General features: G+C 40.1%; 14 protein-coding genes. 9 read left to right on the top strand and 5 right to left on the bottom strand.

What is annotated here, in order from left to right:
* Window positions 1–205 precede the first annotated feature (205 nt).
* The 3 genes from QZZ23_RS07370 to QZZ23_RS07360 all read left to right on the top strand — a co-directional run bounded on the left by QZZ23_RS07370 (window position 206) and on the right by QZZ23_RS07360 (window position 2,789).
* Complete coding sequence (locus QZZ23_RS07370; protein ID WP_292468340.1) at window positions 206–1,231, top strand: CNNM domain-containing protein; 1,026 nt, start codon at window positions 206–208, stop codon at window positions 1,229–1,231.
* 109 nt (window positions 1,232–1,340) lie between these two features.
* Window positions 1,341–1,862, top strand: a complete 522-nt coding sequence (locus tag QZZ23_RS07365; protein ID WP_292468337.1) for a hypothetical protein — start codon at window positions 1,341–1,343, stop codon at window positions 1,860–1,862.
* Window positions 1,863–1,907: 45 nt separating this feature from the next.
* Window positions 1,908–2,789, top strand: a complete 882-nt coding sequence (locus QZZ23_RS07360; RefSeq protein ID WP_292468334.1) for a mechanosensitive ion channel domain-containing protein — start codon at window positions 1,908–1,910, stop codon at window positions 2,787–2,789.
* Between the two features lie 177 nt (window positions 2,790–2,966).
* Here QZZ23_RS07360 and QZZ23_RS07355 read toward each other — a convergent pair whose 3' ends face one another.
* The 3 genes from QZZ23_RS07355 to QZZ23_RS07345 all read right to left on the bottom strand — a co-directional run bounded on the left by QZZ23_RS07355 (window position 2,967) and on the right by QZZ23_RS07345 (window position 10,466).
* Window positions 2,967–5,693, bottom strand: a complete 2,727-nt coding sequence (locus QZZ23_RS07355) for a cation-transporting P-type ATPase (RefSeq protein WP_292468331.1) — start codon at window positions 5,691–5,693, stop codon at window positions 2,967–2,969.
* A gap of 74 nt (window positions 5,694–5,767) precedes the next feature.
* Window positions 5,768–6,400 (bottom strand): MarC family protein, encoded by a 633-nt coding sequence (locus QZZ23_RS07350; protein WP_292468328.1) that lies wholly within the window; start codon window positions 6,398–6,400, stop codon window positions 5,768–5,770.
* Window positions 6,401–6,917: 517 nt separating this feature from the next.
* The gene (locus tag QZZ23_RS07345; RefSeq protein ID WP_292468325.1) at window positions 6,918–10,466 is read right to left on the bottom strand and encodes a PAS domain S-box protein; all 3,549 of its coding nucleotides are present in this window, start codon (window positions 10,464–10,466) and stop codon (window positions 6,918–6,920) included.
* A gap of 450 nt (window positions 10,467–10,916) precedes the next feature.
* Between QZZ23_RS07345 and QZZ23_RS07340 the strand changes: the two genes are divergently transcribed.
* On the top strand, window positions 10,917–11,570 hold the full coding sequence (locus QZZ23_RS07340; RefSeq protein ID WP_292468349.1) for a peroxiredoxin: 654 nt from the start codon (window positions 10,917–10,919) through the stop codon (window positions 11,568–11,570).
* Between the two features lie 84 nt (window positions 11,571–11,654).
* On the opposite strand, the gene thiC is transcribed toward QZZ23_RS07340, so the two are convergent.
* Entirely contained in the window at window positions 11,655–12,938 is a 1,284-nt protein-coding gene (gene thiC, locus QZZ23_RS07335) for a phosphomethylpyrimidine synthase ThiC (RefSeq protein ID WP_292468322.1), read from the bottom strand.
* A 197-nt stretch (window positions 12,939–13,135) separates the two neighbouring features.
* On the opposite strand from thiC, the gene QZZ23_RS07330 reads away from it, so the two are divergent.
* From QZZ23_RS07330 to QZZ23_RS07320, 3 genes are all read left to right on the top strand, one after another.
* Window positions 13,136–13,258: a hypothetical protein gene (locus tag QZZ23_RS07330; protein ID WP_292468320.1), complete on the top strand. Its 123-nt coding sequence runs from the start codon at window positions 13,136–13,138 to the stop codon at window positions 13,256–13,258.
* Complete coding sequence (locus QZZ23_RS07325) at window positions 13,255–13,704, top strand: GyrI-like domain-containing protein (RefSeq protein WP_292468317.1); 450 nt, start codon at window positions 13,255–13,257, stop codon at window positions 13,702–13,704. Before QZZ23_RS07330 ends, QZZ23_RS07325 begins: the two co-directional genes overlap by 4 nt.
* A gap of 70 nt (window positions 13,705–13,774) precedes the next feature.
* Complete coding sequence (locus tag QZZ23_RS07320) at window positions 13,775–16,102, top strand: DNA topoisomerase (RefSeq protein WP_292468315.1); 2,328 nt, start codon at window positions 13,775–13,777, stop codon at window positions 16,100–16,102.
* Window positions 16,103–16,325: 223 nt separating this feature from the next.
* Here the strand turns inward: QZZ23_RS07320 and QZZ23_RS07315 are convergent, their stop codons facing one another.
* The gene (locus QZZ23_RS07315) at window positions 16,326–16,847 is read right to left on the bottom strand and encodes a nitroreductase (protein WP_292468313.1); all 522 of its coding nucleotides are present in this window, start codon (window positions 16,845–16,847) and stop codon (window positions 16,326–16,328) included.
* Between the two features lie 157 nt (window positions 16,848–17,004).
* Between QZZ23_RS07315 and QZZ23_RS07310 the strand changes: the two genes are divergently transcribed.
* Both QZZ23_RS07310 and QZZ23_RS07305 read left to right on the top strand, forming a co-directional pair.
* Window positions 17,005–18,261: a hypothetical protein gene (locus QZZ23_RS07310; protein ID WP_292468310.1), complete on the top strand. Its 1,257-nt coding sequence runs from the start codon at window positions 17,005–17,007 to the stop codon at window positions 18,259–18,261.
* 17 nt (window positions 18,262–18,278) lie between these two features.
* Window positions 18,279–18,503 (top strand): hypothetical protein, encoded by a 225-nt coding sequence (locus tag QZZ23_RS07305; RefSeq protein ID WP_292468307.1) that lies wholly within the window; start codon window positions 18,279–18,281, stop codon window positions 18,501–18,503.
* The last annotated feature ends 20 nt before the right edge of the window (window positions 18,504–18,523 follow it).

Raw genomic sequence — 18,523 nt, 5'->3', positions numbered from 1 at the left:
TAACGAAAAAAAAAGGATACGCTTTTATGCTGAAATTCTAATTAGACGGCCTCTAATATGTTGCTTTTATATTCCATATGCCATAAAAACTTCTCTCCCTTTCTGTTTTGATATAAGTAATTAGTTTCATGTCTCAAAAGGTTTTATTAATCTTCTATTCATATCAAGACCTGAGGTTTCGAACACCACCTTAGCGGAATAATATATGAATGCTCTAATCACATGGATTTTAATAGTTCTCTGTCTGCTCCAATCCGGTATTTTTTCCGGCCTGACAATAGGTATGTTTGGATTGAGTCGTCTTCGTCTTGAAATAGAGGCTGAAGCTAAGAACGAAAATGCAAGGAAAATACTGGCACTAAGAAGAAATTCCCATCTGCTGCTCTCAACTTTACTGTGGGGTAATGTGGGTATAAATGTTCTTCTTACATTGCTGACTGATTCAGTAATGGCAGGTAGCTCTGCTTTTATTTTCTCTACGGTTTTTATTACGACAGTTGGTGAAATTGCTCCACAGGCTTATTTTACGCGAAACTCCATGAGGCTTGGTGCTTCCCTGTCTCCTCTTGTCAAATTATACCTGATAGTGCTATATCCTGTAGCAAAACCATCAGCAATACTTCTGGATATGTGGCTTGGAAAAGAGAAAATGGAGTTCTTTAAAGAGCGTTCTCTCGGTATAATGCTCAAAAAACATATAAGTTCAGATAGTAGCGACATCGATCATCTTGAAGGACATGGTGCCTTGAATTTTCTTTCTATAGATGATCTTTATGTCAAACAGGAGGGCTCTGTGCTTGATCCTTCAAGTATAATTTTTCTCCCTACTTTTAATGGTCTGGTTATCTTCCCATCCAGAGATGATCCGGATTTCAATCTTTTACTTGAAAAGATGGCTTTAAGTTCAAAGAAATGGGTTATAGTTGTTGATGAGGCCGAGGAGCCAGCACTGGCTATTGATTCTGGTTCATTCCTGCGTGATGCCATTTATGGGAAAAAAGAGTTTAATCCATATCGTTACTGTCATCATCCTATAATTGTGCACGATTCTCAAGAAAAGATTGGCAATGTTCTCCACAGGTTGACAGTTTATCCTGTAGATTCTGAAGATGATGTTATAGATGATGACCTGATACTTTACTGGAACAAGGAAGATCCTGAAAAGCTAATAATAACTGGCTCTGATATACTTGGACGCCTGCTCAGGGGAATCGTTGTAAGAGTTGAATGATTTTGCTCTTCTTCTTCTTCTTCTTCTTCTTCTTCTTCTTTCTTGTTGATTGGGATATCTTTAATAACTTAAAAAATCTAAACATGTTATAAACATAAGAGGGGTTCGTATGAAAGAAAGAATTCAAAAAATAAGAGTTGAGATTGATCAACTTATTGACAAAACAGGGAATGAAGCAGAAAAAATAGCTGCAAGTGTAAAATCTTCTGTAAAGGGCATAGTAGCTGACGTTAAAAGTATTGATCTTCGTGAGGATATGGATAAACTATTCGAAGGCATTGATAATCTTGCTGAAAAGACTGGAGCTGGGGCAAAGCACATAGCTTCAGAAATAGGTGAGCAACTTGATGTTCTTGCAGAGAAAATAAACCTTGGAAAGAATTATGACAGGGTAAATGCAGGAATTGATTCACTTATTGAGGTTACAGGTGATGAGGCTGTTAAGGTTACAGAAGATATTATGGATGCAATTAAAAAGATAGTTGCTTCTATAAAATCTGTAGACCTTAAAGAAGATTTAGAAGAAATATCTGACAAAGTAAAAGAGCTGGCAGAAGCAACCGGAAACGAAGCAGAGGATCTGGCATCTGATGTAAAAGGAATGGTTAAGAAACTGAGGAAGAAAGAGTAAAATTGCTCTATCATTTTTTGATTTAACTTCTCAATGGATGGTTTCATGGCATTTAATCTACAGGACGCTATTACTGTACTTAATCTGCAGGACATTGTTACTGTAGATAGATTACTGTCATTTGGCATGAGAGTTCTTGTAGTTTTTATACTCCTCGTTTTGATTAGTGTAATTATCAATGTGCTAAAAAATAATCTCCTGCGTAAGGCCAAGACGAAGAAACAAAGTTCCAACATCAGATTAATGAGTCAGTTATTCAGGTATTCACTTTACCTGATAATTATTCTATTTGCTGCTCTTTCATATTCTAATGCATGGTCCGAATTTGGTGTATTCCTTGGTTTTATTTCAGCAGCGATTGGTTTTGCTCTGCAGAAACCGATGACGGGTATAGCTGCCTGGATCATGGTGGTAACCAAAAGACCATTTGATATTGGTGACAGGATAATTGTGGGTGATGTGAAAGGCGATGTTATTGACATCAACCTGACACACGTGCATGTTATGGAGATCGGAGGTCTTATCGGTGGTGAGGAAAGCTCTGGTAGGGTGGTGATGGTTCCCAATTGGATGCTGTTTGAAAAGAATATCATTAATTATACTTTAAACAATGATTTCGTGCTTGATAATGTGGTAGTGAATGTGACCTATGAGAGTAATCTTGATCATGCAATTGAAATAGCTGATCTTGCAGCCCGAAAATATCTTGCAGGTATTATCAGTACCAGTCCCGGAAATCCCCGTATAAGACTTGAGTTTCAGGCAAGCGGAGTAGATATCAATATTAAGTATTTCTCGCCGGCCAGACAGTTAAACGAGTATTCCACAAAAATCACTAAAGAGTTATTTGATCGGATCAGAGATTCTGGTGATGTGGAAATAGCTTATCCACATACTGAAGTGGTTTTCCGTAAAAAGAAAGAATAAAGATCGTTTAATGTTTGGTTCTGTAGAAAACCCACTTATCATTTCATTTTAATCTATTAACGTAAAAATAATCAATCTCCGATTATTATGCGCTACCGAAAAATAGATCCAACATAAGTTAATGACTTTGTTTTTGTTGAAAAAATGCTTAATGAGTATTTTCACAAAGTTCAATTTTCACCATTTAAAGAATCGGGTAACAAATGGTGAGTCTTTCCTGATAGCATACTTTCTGAATTCGTCCACTCCCAGTAAAAGCAGGGCAAATGGTACTGCGATGAGTACATATTTTATTGATATTGCTGCTGTGTTAAATATAAGGTTCACCAGTGGGTTGTAGATGATGAAGGTCAGTATCAGAAGCTCACTGGCTATACCAAGAAGCACCATACGATTGCTGAAAAGTCCTTTTGTCAATACGGACTGCCGTCTGGTCCTTGATGTGAATACGTTTGCTATCTGGCAGACAATGACGGCTGCAAAGAATGCTGTTATAGCCTGCATATAAAGCGTATCTGTAAATGGGAGTTGCTGCCCCCATGTCCATCCGCCATCGAACAGAACTGCGAAGTAGCATGCAAATCCGGCAGCAGCTTCAATAGGTCCTTTGATTCCATAGGATGTAAGCAGCACCTGAGGTGTTAACAGTTTTTCTTCCCTGGGACGTGGAGGGCGTTTCATAATATCTCCCTCTCCTTTTTCAACTGCAAGGGACAATGCAGGAAGTATATCGGTTCCAAGATCAATGGCGAGGATAAGTTGTACGTTCATTGGCAATGGAAGTGCCAGTAGTACAAAGGCGATGAATGGCAATATCTCAGGAACATTGCTTGTGAGGATGTAGGCTATGAACTTTTTGATATTATCAAAGACAGTCCTCCCTTCTTCTATTGCATTGACGATGGTTGCGAAGTTGTCATCGAGCAGTACCATGTCTGCTGCCTCTCTGGCAACATCCGTACCACTTCCCATGGCAACCCCCATGTCTGCGTTCTTCATGGCAGGTGCATCATTGACACCGTCCCCGGTCATCGTTACTATTTCGCCTGCTGCCTGGAAGGCCCGCACTATCTTGAGTTTCTGCACAGGGGAAGTGCGTGCAAATACAATACTTGGTGCTTTCAGTTTTTGTACAAGCTCTTCTGTAGATAGTTCTTCAAGTTCTGAACCGGTTATTAATACAGGTTCGCTGTGATCATCGGTCAGACCCACAGTTGCAGCTATGGAACGAGCAGTTACCGGGTGGTCTCCTGTTATCATAACAACCTTGATACCAGCCAGATGGCATTTTCTGATAGCTTCGCTGGCCTCAGGTCGTGGCGGATCAACGGCACCTGCAAATCCAAGGAAGGTGAAACAATCCTCACATTCGTCTGCGTTGTCAACTTTCCTGTAAGCAAAAGCAAGTACTCTTTCTCCTTTCTTTGCCATGACAAGGTGCTCTTCTTCAAGGATATGTTTCCTTTTTTCGTCGAGTATTTCCTCATTTCCTTCGATCAGTATATGGTCGCACATGTCAATAATAATTTCAGGTGCTCCTTTTAGGTATGATTCTATTTCTCCAGTTGGTGTTTTACAGATCACCTGCATTCTCTGTTTTTTGGAATCGAACGGATATTCTTCCAGCCTTGGATAGTCACCCTTCATTTTTTCGATATCTGCGAACCCACTGGAATAAACGAGCAAAGATCCCTCTGTAGGATCGCCTTTGTAGCCGGGTTTTTCCTCAGTGAGCCTGGAATTGTTACATATGGTGGCCACACGCAAGAACATCTCCGGCGGAGTTGCCTTTTTTTCCACATCAAGATGCCCGGTACCAGTATAAACGGAATGTATGGCCATCTTGTTCTGTGTAATGGTTCCTGTTTTATCGGTACAGATAACAGTTGTGGATCCAAGTGTTTCCACAGATTCCAGTTGTTTTATCAAAGCATTTCTTTTTGCCATTCTTTTCGATGCAAGGCTCAGGGAAAGTGTTACCGTTGGCAGAAGTCCTTCAGGTACATTTGCAACGATAATTCCAATGGCAAAGATGAGATTTGACAGGAACGTATCCTGAATGAGGAAGCCTACCAGGAAAAAGGAAACCCCAAGAAAAATAGCGATTGCAGAAATGATCTTGATAAAATGATTGAGTTCTTTTCGAATTGGAGTGTCCACGGAAGATGTTTGTTCGGTCAGAGCTGCCAGTTTCCCTATCTGTGTATCCGATCCAGTGCCAACCACAATGGCCTTTCCATTCCCTGTCTGGACAAGTGTTCCTGAGAATACCATATTCCTGCATTCCAGTATGCTGGGATGTGTGCAGTCCAGAGAACGCAGTTGTGGCTCAGCTTCTCCTGTTATTGGTGAGTTGTCAACTTTAAGTGAGTTCTCTTCGATGACCCTTCCATCTGCAGGTATCTTGTCACCTTCTTCAAGATAGACTACATCACCCACTACAATTTCGGTGGCAAGTATCTCTGTGATTTTCCCGTCCCGAATTACCCGAGCCTTTGGTGGTATGAGGTTTTTGAAACTCGCCATAATCCTTTCAGCCTGGTATTCCTGGATGAATGTGAAACTGCTGTTAAGTATTACAACCCCAAGCAAAGCTATGGCTATGAAGATATTGCCCTGTCCCGGGTCAAGCCACTCAGCAATAAATGAGAGTACGGAACCAAATAAAAGCAGAAGAGAAAAGAAATTCTTATACTGTTTGAAGTACTTGATCAGGACACTTTCCTTTCTAGTTTCTTCAAAAACGTTCCTTCCACACAGATTGACTCTTCGAACTGCCTCTTCAGAAGATAAGCCTTCAGCTGTTGTATTAATTCTTTTTAAGATATCTTCAAGTGGAACACTGTGTTCATCACCTTTTGATTTACATTGAAAGCCTTTTTCTTCCGGCACTTCGTCACTCACACTCTATTAGGTTTATGATATTATCAGATAAAATCATTGTGATTGTTATACTTCCCTACAGCTACAAGTAGATATCACTGGAATGAGGTATAGATATTCCAGATTCCAAGGGCAATCAAATTTACAGCCATTGCAGCAAGCAACAATCCCATAAGTCTTGTAAATACCAGCATTCCGGTATGACCAAGGAACTTGTATACTCTTCTGGAAAACCGGAATAATATCAATGTTATTAAAAAAGTGAGCATTATCGCAAACAGGACTGCCATGTTCTGTAATATTGAAGCCGCACTTCCCATTAGAACAATAACAGTGGTAATTGTACCTGGACCTGTTAAAAGCGGAAGACCAATGGGGAATATCCATATATCGCTACGGTCCTGTGATTTATTTATTTCTGTGTCTGTGATACTTTCACGGGAAACCTTTGCCAGTATCATATCAAAAGCCACAGTAAAAAGCAGTATTCCACCAGCCACTCTTAAAGCGTCAATGCTCACACCGAAGAAGTTCAGTATTATTTCTCCTGTCACGGCAAAAAATAATGCAATGATACAGGCAAGAATTACTGATTTTGTGGCAAGTGCATTCTTCTCTTCCCGTGTCACGTCACTTGTCAGCGAAACGAATGTGATAACTCCACCAACCGGACTGACTATGGCAAAAAGTGAACTGAACGAATATATCAAAAAAGCAATATTGTCCATTTTTGTTCCTTCCGCTTACCCAAGTTGTTTAAACTATTTTCTGTAGATACATAAGAGTTGTGCTTATTGTCATCATATGCTAAGTTTAGAGGATGTGCGTGAGTCATTTTGGGTTTACAATTCTTAACAGAAAATCTATTACGTTTACTCTCTTTTATATGTCGGTTTACATTATGCACATCTATTTTGTTGCACAGCTATAAATAATGCTTACTGTATTTATATTTCCACGATACATATATATACTTGTAATTATAAAACGATAAATTGTCAGAGGATTATTACTCTGGAGCATTGCAGATGTGGGTCATTTGATATCCATCAAACTACCTCCACAATACCACATCTCACTTCCTAAGTTACCCTGGCTTTGCCAGGGTCACTTCCCACAGATAGTTTTGTATTCACTTCTTCTTACCAAAATAACAGTCAAAGTGAAGGTTTACAACCGGGTGGTTGACATTCCACAAACAACAGATTACTAAAAAAAGTCCTATATTGGACGATAAATTAACTTTTAACTATCTATCGGAAGTTCAAAAGTGAAATTACTTCCTTTTCCGAGTTCGCTTTCAACCCATACTCTTCCGCCATGCAGTTCCACAAGTTCTTTTACAAGAGCCAGTCCCAGTCCGGTTCCTTCATATTTCCTAGATGTGGATGAATCGATCTGGCTGAAAGGTTTAAAAAGCTTCTTCTGGTCGTTTGGAGATATACCGATTCCTGTATCTATGACAGATATCTGTAAATTAGTATCCCTAATTTTTGCAATGATTGTTATCCTGCCATTGTTGTCTGTGAACTTGATGGCATTCCCGATGAGGTTGTACAATATCTGCTTGATCTTTGATCTGTCCGCCATGACTTCTGGAAGGTTATCAGGCAAATCAACATCAACTGTCAGGTTCTTGTCCGATGTAAGTGGGTGCATCATTGCGGTAATCTCACTGATCGCTGATGGAATATCGATCATATCGAAATTCAGTTCCATCTTACCGGCTTCTATCTTTGAGATATCGAGAATATCATTAATTAAGCTCAAAAGGTGATGTCCGCTCTCAGAGATGTTTTGAAGATAATGTTCCTGTTTAGAACTGATCTCCCCGGTCATACCATCTATCATTACATCTGAAAAACCTATTATGGAATTAAGTGGTGTGCGCAGTTCATGGCTCATATTGGCAAGGAACTCGCTCTTTGTACGATTTGCAGTCTCAGCTTTTATCTTCGCACTGAGCATAGCTGCTTCAGTCCGGACTCTGTCTGTCATATCCCTTCCCACAGTCTGGATCATACCTTTTTGTGCTTTGAGGAATGAAGCACTAATATCTACATATATTATACTTCCATCTGAGCTGATCATTTTGTTATCCCTACGACAGTAGCCTTCTGTTTCTATTTTCTTCATTCTCTCTTTTATTGTATCTCTGTCTTCTGCCAATGTCAAATCAGTCATCGATATTTTCTTTAGTTCCGTCTCACTATAACCAAACATTTCACAGGCCCTCTTATTTGCTTCAAGTATTCGTCCGTTGAGGTCGTGGATCATTATGGCATCATTTGATTGTTCAAAAAGACTCCTGTATTTAGTCTCACTTCTGATGATATCTTCTTCTGCTTTCTTTTGCTTACTAATGTCCCTTACTATGGCCTGTGCAAGGTCCGGATATCCCTCAAGTACCTTGGCATTGACCTCTGCATCAAAGGTTTCATCGTTTGCCTTTGCATACAATGTGTGGACATAGACATCTCCGTCTTCCCTGAATTGCTGCATCCCGACAACACCAGCTGCTTTATGATACGGTGCCAGGAGATCAACAACATTCATTTTCTGGAACTGCTCTTTTGTATATCCGAACATCTCGCAGGCCCTTTCGTTCACATCTACTATCTGTCCATCAATGTGATTCAGGAATATGGCATCATTTGACTGCTCAAAAAGTGACCTGTATCTTTCATCATTGCGCTTCAGTTCATCTTCAGCTTCCTTTTTCTCAGTTATGTCCTGCAATGCTCCGGTTAGTTTTACGACTTTACCATGTTCTATTTTTGGATGGGCGATTGCCCTCACCCATTTATGATATCCTTTTCCTGTGATCGCTTCCAGTTCAAGATCAAATGATTCACCTTTTTCGATAGCATCATATGTTGCTTTTTCAATTATCTTCCTTGAATCCGGAGAATAACAGTTCAATGCTTTCTCAAGAGTATCGATATCCGCTGTTTCATGGATATTTTTAACTTCAGGTGTCCACGTAAGCACATTGGATGCTGCATCCCAATCCCATCCGCCTATTTTGGCAATTGTTCCGACTTCGTTGAGAAGAGCCTCACTTTCACGCATTTTTTCTTCAGCTTCCTTGCGATTGGTGATATCTTCTGAAAAAATCACAATTCCACCAATCGTACCATCAACGGCATGCCAGGGGCGAACCTCCCAATGTAACCACTGTATACTTCCGTCCCCTCTCTTGAAACGATCCTCATCACCATGGATTATTTCCCCTTTAAGAGCCCGTTGATGTATCTCTTTCAATTCATCACTGATCTCTGGAAATACATCGTAATGGCATAGTCCACGCAGATCCCGGTCACTAAGCAAATAATCATTGAGCCATCGATGGCTGACGGCGACATATCGCATATCGCGATCAAACATAGCTAATGAAGCCGGTGCATAATCTATGAACAGCCTTAGTAGTTCCTCACGTTCACGCAGTTTTTCTTCAACCATTTTGCGTTCTGTGATGTTTGTCGTGGTTCCGAATGTCAGGAAAGTTCCATTGTCCTTAATATGGGAAGAACCTAAGGAATTCACCCAGACGATCTTCCCTTCCTCAGATACCACTCTGTAATCTATATCCAAGGGGGTATCAGGTTGCTTAAAAGACTGTTTCATTACATCCCTCACTTTTATGGTGTCTTCGGGATGTATATGTGCAAAATAATTGTTCCAATCATTTCCTGTGGTCCCATCTGGGAATCCCAGTAATTTATCCATGTTTTTGGAAACATAGGTTTCCACTTCATTTCCTTCATTGTCGAATATAGCTTTCCAGATTCCTGCGTCCAGGGAATTGATGACCTCTTCATACTCTTTTTCTTTTTTGAGCAGAATAGATTCTGTTTGTTTGCGTTCAAGGAGATTTACGATCATATCTCCTGCAATTTTCAGGACATAGAGTTCTTTTTCTTCCCCCCAGTCATGTATCTTGCTTTTTGAATCTACTCCCAGGAAGCCTTTGAAAACACCGTAACGTGAAAGAGGGACCATTGCAATGGATTTTATACCAAGGTTCTGCAGCGTCTTTTGTACATACTCTCTTTCTTTTGATATTTTGTCAACATCAGGTATGTTTATTATTTGCAAATTCCTAAGCTGTTCAAATACAAGCTTTTTAGCATCCCATTTCTCATTGAGTTGTATTTTAGAGATTACTCCTTCAGCATGCCATTCATGGGTTTTAATGATATAATCTGGGTTGTCAGCAACACTGAACAGAACTACACGATCAGCACCAATGAAACCTGCCAGATCCTTAAGCGCACTATTGATGTCTTTGTTAATATCTTTAAAATTACTGTTGATAAAACGGCTTGATATTTGTGATATCAGATTATCCTTGCTTTTGCTTTCTTCAAGTTCGATGTTTGCTCTCTTTCTGGTTGTAAGGTCTTCGATAATAGTGTGACATCCATAAACGAATCCATTATCGTCCTTTCTGGGAAATACCTTGAAACTCAGGAAGAGTTTCTTTTGCCACTTGGATTGATAAAACGTTTCTATCGACGAATTCCTGCCTGTTATAAAGGCTTCTTCAATAACTGCAGAAATACCGGATTCAACCAGGGCTGGAAAAGTCAGCATATTGATTTTTTGAGTGGCTTCCGCTGAAGGAGAACCTAATATATTCAAGAGAAAATCATTTACTGCGGTTATGTTTCCTTCCCTATCACATGAAAGTATGCCAAGGGGCAGTTCGTCAACGAGTTTCTCAAAACCATCGTGACTGTTTTCAGGCAGGCCTGAAGGGCCATCTTCATGCCTTTGATACTTTTTTATCATGTTTTTTTAGTTAAGTAGCCGTAATCCAAAAGTGGTACCTTTTAGATAGTGTACTCATATCGTTTGTATATGCATATATTTATAATTTTCTGTATTATTTTATGTTTCTTTTTTTAAAGTATTAATATACCTTATCCTATGATCAAGTTCTTATCTTTTAAAACCATAATGTCCAGCGGAGTGTGGGCAGATATTCACTAATTTTTGATTTGTTCCTTTAGTTTACACTTCTTGGAATGGCGATAAATTATGGATGAGAAAAAAGACACAAAAAAGTATCTTGAAGAACAGTTCAAAGATATGAAAAATTACATTTCCCGAAACATAAAGGACCTTGAACTGGAAAAGGAATTCGACAAGCAAGTAAAGGACATAAATGAATATTTTGATAGCAGTATGAAGAAATTAAAGTCCGGTATGGGGGAAAAAGCAGTTTCTATGCCTGTATATATGCCTTTAATAGGTGACAATGCTCCTTCTTTTACGGCAGTGACCACAGCAGGTGATATTAATTTCCCAAAAGACTACAAGGGCAAGTGGGTAATTTTTTTCAGTCACCCGGCCGACTTCACCCCGGTATGTACTACGGAGTTCATGACTTTTGCCAGCATGCAGGATGATTTCAAAAAACTGGATGCTGAGCTGCTGGGCCTTTCAATAGACAGTGTTTATGCTCATATCGCATGGCTTCGTACTATCAAGGAGAAGATAGAATACAAAGGCATGAAAGACGTGGAAATAACTTTCCCTGTCATTGCTGACCTTAAAATGGATGTAGCAAAGAAATTTGGTATGGTCCAGCCAAATGCTTCTGACAATCAGGCCGTCAGGGCAGTATTCATGATTGACCCCAAGGCAAAGATAAGGGCTATTATCTATTATCCTCTTTCCAACGGGCGCAACATGGATGAGATCAAGAGATTGTTGCTTGCAATGCAGAAATCTGATGCAGAAAATGTAGCAACCCCTGCCAACTGGCAACCGGGCGATGATGTGATTATTCCACCACCGGGTTCATGTGGCACTGCCAAAGAAAGAGTAGAATCAAAAGATGAAAATACATATTGTCTTGACTGGTTCATGTGCTTCAAGAAGCAGTCATAATTGCAAGCAAAGAATGGAATAATAAATGATAGAAAAGGACTCTGTGGTCCTTTTTTTTATTGTTTTTTAAGCAAAACAGAATAATTATTTTTTCTTTTCTTCTTCTAATGCCTTGCTGACTATTTTCATGGCACAGAGGTCGCCACACATGGAGCAAGCATCGCTTCCTGTATTCCTGCTGTCACGTATCTTCTTAGCCTTCTCTCCATCAATTGCAAGTTCAAACTGAGTGTCCCAGTCAAGGTTCTTACGTGCATGTGCCATTTTGTTATCAACTGCTCTTGCACGCTCTTTCTGTCCTTCTTTTGCAAGGTCTGCTGCGTGGGCAGCTATTCTGGTGACAATGGTTCCTTCGCGGATATCATCATTAGTAGGCAGTGCCAGGTGCTCTGCCGGTGTGGTCATGCACAGGAAATCAGCTCCACACATGCCAGCAAAAGTGCCACCTATGGCTCCGGTAATGTGATCGTAGCCAGGGGCAATGTCTGTTACCAGCGGACCCAACAAGTAGAGGGGAGCATTGTCACAAAGGCTCTTCATTGCTTTCACGCTCAGCTCTATCTCATCGATAGGCACATGTCCCGGACCTTCTACAAAACATTGGATATTTGCTTCTCTGGTTCGTTTCACAAGTTCTCCCAGTGTTATGAATTCCATAAACGAAGGCCCGTCTGAAGCATCATGGATACATCCTGGTCTCATGCCGTCTCCGAGACTGATGGCCATGTCGTATTCGTGGGCAATCTCCATCAGGTAATCATACTCTGAATAGAATGGGTTGTCTTCTCCATTGTGCAGCATCCATGCAAGGGTGAATGACCCACCACGACTGACCATATCTGTTATCCTGTTGCTCTGTTTGATCCTGTTCATGGCATCCTTGTTCACGCCCGCATGTATGGTGACAAAATCAATACCGTCTTTTGCATGCTTACGTACTGCATTGAACATATCATCGGACGTCATGTCCACAACAGTCTTCTGTGAAGCTGCGGCCTGGTATATTGGGACAGAACCTATTGGGATGTTCACAGCATCCATTATTTTTTTTCTGATGAGGTCCAGGTCTCCACCGGTTGACAGGTCCATGAGTGCATCGGCACCAAAGGCTTCTGCTGTTTTTGCCTTCTCGATTTCCTCATCGATATTTATGTAATCACGGGAGGTTCCTATATTGGCATTTATTTTTGTACTGAGATATTTTCCTATACCTACGACCCTGCAGTCCCTTACAGGGTTGTTTGGGATACTTATGGTCCCATTGGCAACACATGAACAGATGGTCTTAGCATCAATGCCTTCGTCCCTTGCAACGGCTTCCATCTGGGGTGTGATCTTGCCCTTTTTAGCATCTTCCATTAATGTCATTGTAACTCCGGTATGCAGTGTCTTTTAGTGCAGATACATTCTTGCCACATATATATGTTTCACAGCACTTATTGAATATTTGGAATTATTTTCCATTTATTTCGTTGTGTTTATAACGATCAATGACTGGTGGTACTGGCAAAAAAGTGATAATCATTATTCACTATCTGGCATGTGCAGTGGAGAAATGAACAACGATGGAACAGCATCCTATTGAATTACTGATCACCAAAGCCGATATCGCTATAAATCAGGAAGATCTCGATACTTTGATAGATATCTACGCAGGTGATGCTTTCTGGTTATTCAGCCGGGAATGAATGCAGTTGGTAAAAAGCAGATCAGAAAAGCATTTCAGGCTATTGCTGCTCACTTTGAACATACGCTGGATGTCAGACAGACCGGAATGGAAAATCCAAACTGGACAGATTCCACATACATTTCCATGAATATTTATTCTGATGGTCAAAAGGTAATGATGTCTCTAACGAATGTTTTTGATAAGTGGGCTGCTGTGGCGGTCTCATCTCTAGAGGCAATTCCTGATGGTATGGAATCATATACTTTGCAGGGTGGCAAATATGCCGTATTTATTCACAAAGGTCCTGCAAGTGCCTTTCCAAAGACCATGCAGCATATCTTTGTTGAATGGCTTCCAAAATCAGGTTTCGAGATTGATGACAGGGAGCATTTTGAAGTTTTACCTGAGGATTATGGCAGGAACGACTCGGAAGCTGAAGAGGAAGTCTGGATTCCGATCAAATGAAAATATCTGTTGTATCACTTTCACCCCGCAAGCTCAATTCTTATCTAATATCAGAACATAGGGTTGCAGCATGTCTATAGTCGTATTCACGGAAAAGAACAAAGCAGCTTCTCAGATAGCAGGTATTCTTAGTGGCGGACATTACAACCGTGCTTCGGTGGCAGGTCTTCCTGTATACGACTTTAAGCTGAACGGCAAGGAATGGAGGATAATGGGTCTTGCCGGGCATATCATGGGATACGATTACCCGGAACAGTTCAACAACTGGCGTGAATGTGATCCTGCAATTCTTCTGGACACTGATCCTGTTAAAAATGTAACGAAAAAACCATATGCAACTGCAATCTCACTTCTTGCAAGTGGTGCGGAAGAAGTTGTTCTTGCCTGTGACTTTGACAGGGAAGGAGAGAATATTGGATTTGAGGCGAAGACAATTGCTGAAAAGGTAGCTTCCTTTCCAGTTAAAAGAGCACGTTTTTCTTCACTTTCGGACAGTGAGATAAAGAATGCATTCTCGAATCTTGTTGAACCTGACTATAATATGGCAATGTCTGCGGAAGCCCGTCAGATATTGGATCTTAAAATGGGTGCTGCTTTTACCCGTTTCATGACACTGGCAGTCAGGGAAAAGGCCCGTACCAAGGGCGTTATTTCAATTGGCCCGTGCCAGACTCCTACATGTGGTTTTGTTTATGAGCGGGAGAAACTGATAAAGAACTTCCAGTCAAAGGATTTCTGGAAAATCGAAGCTATTTTCGTGGCAGATAGCACTGATTTCACAGGTATTCACAGGGGAGGGCACATTCCGGATAAGGCAAAAGCAGATGAAATATTTGCCCGGATTAGGGATTGTCGGACTGGTCTTGTGGACAAGAAAAGTGTGAAAGAGGCTCGAACAAGTCCTCCTTATCCGTTGAATACCACAGAATTCCTGAAACGAGCATCCAAATTTCTAGGTGTAAGTCCTGAAACGGCACTTGAAACCGCAGAGCAGCTCTATCTTTCAGGTTTTACCAGCTATCCGAGGACTGAAACCAATAAATATGCTGATGATTTTGATTTCAAATCCAAACTTGTGGCATTCTCATCAGGTACATATCAGAAGTATGCGCTTTCAATAATCTCTGCCGGGGAGATTAGTTGCAGGAATGGCATTAAGGACGGACATGATCACCCTCCTATCCATCCTATAAAGGCAGCTTCAAAGGATGATATTGAAAAAAGTATCAGAATGCCCGATGCGTGGAAAATTTATGACCTTATTGTAAGACATTTTCTTGCAAATCTCATGGGGCCTGCAATATTTGAGAAAACACGGTTTGAGATCCTTGTAGGTGGGGAAATCTTCGATGTCACTGGCTCTGTGCTCAGGGATGCAGGGTGGCTTTATGTCTATCCTTTTGAAACAAAAACTGATAAACTTCTCCCTGCTATTGAACAAAAGGAAGAGGTTGGCGTAAAGGAGATAAAGAACATCAAATCTGAAACCACTCCTCCTAAACGTCTTACAGAGGCAGAATTGCTTACTCTGATGGACAAGCATGGTATTGGTACCAAGGCAACAGCTCCGAGTCACATTGAGACCAATAAGAAAAGAGGTTATTTTGAAACAAAGGGAAAAACGATTTCCATTCTTGACACCGGTTTCACTCTTATGGATACGCTGGATTCAACGGTTCCAATACTCGTACAGCCCGAAATAAGGGCCCGCATAGAATTTCTCATACAGGAAGTGGAAGACGGGAAAAAGTCACTTGAAATTGCCCTTGGTGAAGGGACTTTGCTCATCAAAAAGATGTATTCTGAGTTAACATCCAGCAAGGATGCCATTGCTTCCAGGATGGCAGGTACTATCACTGATGAACAGGTTGCTACAGACAAGAAGAATTTAGTGGGGACATGTCCTGAGTGTGGGCGGATGCTTCATATGATAAAAACCGATAAGGGTAGGTTTGTGGGTTGTACTGGTTATCCCGTTTGCAAAAAAACATATCCTTTGCCTAAGGCCGGTGCACTTACAGTCATGCGTTCTCAGGAGTGCAGCAAAGGTGGAGTTGCTGTTCTCAAGGTTGGCAATAAATACAACTGGGCCGTAGGTATTGGTCCCTGCTTCACATGTGAGCTGGAAAAAAAATGTTTCCCTCCTGAAGTAGTTGGTCCCTGTTCTGTCTGTGATGGCTCAATGTTCGTTATATCTGTAAAAGACTCCCGTTTCCTTGGTTGTACTAAGAGGTGTGGACACACACAGTCAGTTCCTAAATCCGGTAGACTTACAGTTCTGGATAAAATGTGTGAACACTGCGGATGGCACATGTTGCGTGTTAAAGAGCAAAAACAAGATGCTGTGGAGTTCTGTGCCAATCGCCAATGTGCCGGGAAGAAAAGAACGTCTCACTGAATCAATCAAAATTGATTTGGTGGTAAATCAGTTTTCCTTGATTTACTGCTATATTTGACATAAACTTATATATGATAAAATCCATTTTATGACTTAGAGACGGATTGTAGGCCTATTTCCTGATTACAATCTATTATAAATGGGTCATGCAAATCTACTACCTCCAATCAATTTACACAAAACCAATGACCATTTTCAATTCGTCTCTGCCTCCATCTTTTAGTTAAAATTTGCCTCCATACTTTTCACTGTATGTTATCTCGCTCAGATCTTTTCTGGTACTATTCTTTCCAATATCTGCAGGTTTACCTAGTGCAAGCACTGCCATAAGTTCCATAGTATCAGGACAATTAAGAATCAAGTTTACTTTATTTGATTGATTTAATATTTCACCCAGCCAGACCGCACCAAGATCAAGATCACAACATGCCAGAAGCATATTCTGTATGGATGCTCCTATTGCCTGGATATCCTTTGTCTTGTTGTACATGGTTTCAGTATCAAGATAAATAGCTATCAGTAATGGTGCATTCTGGATGATTTTGAAGTAATGCGTGCATTCTGCCAGTTCATTCATGTTTTCTCTATTTTTAATGACAATGAATTTCCATGGCTGGTTATTCAGGCCGGATGGTGCCCATCTACCTGCTTCCAGTATGGTTTTGATATCTTCATCTGTTACCTCGTCTGATGTGAATTTCCGAACACTGCGTCTTGATAGAATCGTATCTATTGTTTCTTTCATATTTTGCCCTCTGTTGTATTTTGTGCCACTTATCAAAAGAATAATTCCTGATCACTTATAGTTAAAGACTATAGAATTACAGTTAATAGTTAAAATCACTGCTCTTTTTAGTTCAAGTTGAATAAACCTTATCAATCAATAATGAGAAGGTCGTGTTATGGTCAAAAGACAAACCCTGAAAAATCGTGAGTTTGGTTATGAGCTTTCTGGTGTAGAACACAAACTCATATTTGAAAGTGATGAGATGGGCTTTGTTAGATTTGATGGCCGAAGCAGACGACTTTTTTATCTTGATCCTTCTCCTTTTCTCTCCACGCCAAAAAGGGATATATACATAATAGCTGATGAATCTGTTCCGATACCAAAAATGAATGATCTGATCAAGGTTACATCATTTGAAACAGAGCGAGTTGTCAAAGGTACATTTGATAATCTTGTTAACATCGATGTCCGGTATGTCAAAGCATGGATCAAAATAGATCCAAACAAGCTTCTTCACAGAAAGGTAATGGATCAGGAAGAGTATATTAATTTTTTCAAACACCCATTTAATAGGGCAGACGAAAACATTGATAGTATTTCTCAGTGTCTTGCAATATGTTCCGTTTCATCAAATGCAATTGGTATCAATGAAAAAGGCGGTATAGATTCTGGCATAATTGCAAAGAAGAGTGGATGGAATTCTTTTCTTTCTTTACAGAAAGTAATTCCACGGGAATTTAAAAGTGTAAAATCTCCTTATTTTTACAGTTCTTCTGCAGTTGAAAAGAAAATTAATCCATTAGGCAGTATGGAGGTAAACCTTTCAATATTAATGCCAAAAGAAACATTTGTTCATTTGCCTATTGTTTTTGATGCTGAGATGCGCCCAAAGTCTGATTATTCCGCAGATGTCTCTTTTGAGATTCCATTTGTAAGGGCTCATCTTCTGGATACTTTAATGTTTCAGCCAGAGATTACACAGAAGGCAGAAAAATGTTTGACCGATCGTATCTATGAAATGACAGAAACCTTCACAAGCTCGCATAATTTTGTTTACAAACAGGACCTTGGTGATGCTGCTCCCAAATTAGGTTCAAGTATTGCCCGAATGAACTTTAGCAATGAAGTTTCCGTTGCCAATGTACGCGAAGGCTTTGATATATGGATGGACATGTTCGTACATGCTTCAAAGTTTAAGAAATCAAATCTCTCTTCCGGGGAAATATTCCGTTTACCCAAAGAAGCAGCTCAATTATATCTTCAACTTGAAGATACTTTTGGTATTGACGTGATAATCTCTATGAAGGATGTTGAAACAATATCCTTGCTCAGTCCTTTTGAGTTATCAAATGCTATTGCTGCATTAAGGAATGCAGGTGCAATATATTCTCCAAGACTCGATTTTATTAAAATACTATCATTTAAACTGTAATTGGGACGTGGGATAAGATGAATGAAGATATTGCTGAACTTAATAAAAAGGCAACTAGATTGGGTTATGAACTAATGGATCTCGAAGACGAATTAGATATTGTTATCGAGGGCATAGGAAATGCTCTCAATGAAGACGAAAAAGCGGAACTTATAAGTCAAAAAGAGACGATCAAGTGTGAGATCGCAGATATTAAAGATGAAAGGTACGAGCTTAATAAAAGATTGCTCAATTCATTCTAATTTCAAAATCAATATAAAAT

Origin of the sequence: Methanolobus sp. (genome assembly GCF_016278385.1) — an archaeon.
In the GTDB taxonomy this organism is placed as follows: domain Archaea; phylum Halobacteriota; class Methanosarcinia; order Methanosarcinales; family Methanosarcinaceae; genus Methanolobus.
Note: the sequence above shows the minus strand (reverse complement) of the source record. Positions and strands in the feature narration are given on the sequence as shown.

Coding starts and splice junctions, on each gene's coding strand:
- QZZ23_RS07330 (WP_292468320.1), top strand. CDS start 13,136: ATGGAACAGCATCCTATTGAATTACTGATCACCAAAGCCGATATCGCT.
- QZZ23_RS07305 (WP_292468307.1), top strand. CDS start 18,279: ATGAATGAAGATATTGCTGAACTTAATAAAAAGGCAACTAGATTGGGT.
- QZZ23_RS07320 (WP_292468315.1), top strand. CDS start 13,775: ATGTCTATAGTCGTATTCACGGAAAAGAACAAAGCAGCTTCTCAGATA.
- QZZ23_RS07370 (WP_292468340.1), top strand. CDS start 206: ATGAATGCTCTAATCACATGGATTTTAATAGTTCTCTGTCTGCTCCAA.
- QZZ23_RS07360 (WP_292468334.1), top strand. CDS start 1,908: ATGGCATTTAATCTACAGGACGCTATTACTGTACTTAATCTGCAGGAC.
- QZZ23_RS07345 (WP_292468325.1), bottom strand. CDS start 10,466: ATGATAAAAAAGTATCAAAGGCATGAAGATGGCCCTTCAGGCCTGCCT.
- thiC (WP_292468322.1), bottom strand. CDS start 12,938: ATGACATTAATGGAAGATGCTAAAAAGGGCAAGATCACACCCCAGATG.
- QZZ23_RS07310 (WP_292468310.1), top strand. CDS start 17,005: ATGGTCAAAAGACAAACCCTGAAAAATCGTGAGTTTGGTTATGAGCTT.
- QZZ23_RS07315 (WP_292468313.1), bottom strand. CDS start 16,847: ATGAAAGAAACAATAGATACGATTCTATCAAGACGCAGTGTTCGGAAA.
- QZZ23_RS07325 (WP_292468317.1), top strand. CDS start 13,255: ATGAATGCAGTTGGTAAAAAGCAGATCAGAAAAGCATTTCAGGCTATT.
- QZZ23_RS07350 (WP_292468328.1), bottom strand. CDS start 6,400: ATGGACAATATTGCTTTTTTGATATATTCGTTCAGTTCACTTTTTGCC.
- QZZ23_RS07365 (WP_292468337.1), top strand. CDS start 1,341: ATGAAAGAAAGAATTCAAAAAATAAGAGTTGAGATTGATCAACTTATT.
- QZZ23_RS07340 (WP_292468349.1), top strand. CDS start 10,917: ATGCCTTTAATAGGTGACAATGCTCCTTCTTTTACGGCAGTGACCACA.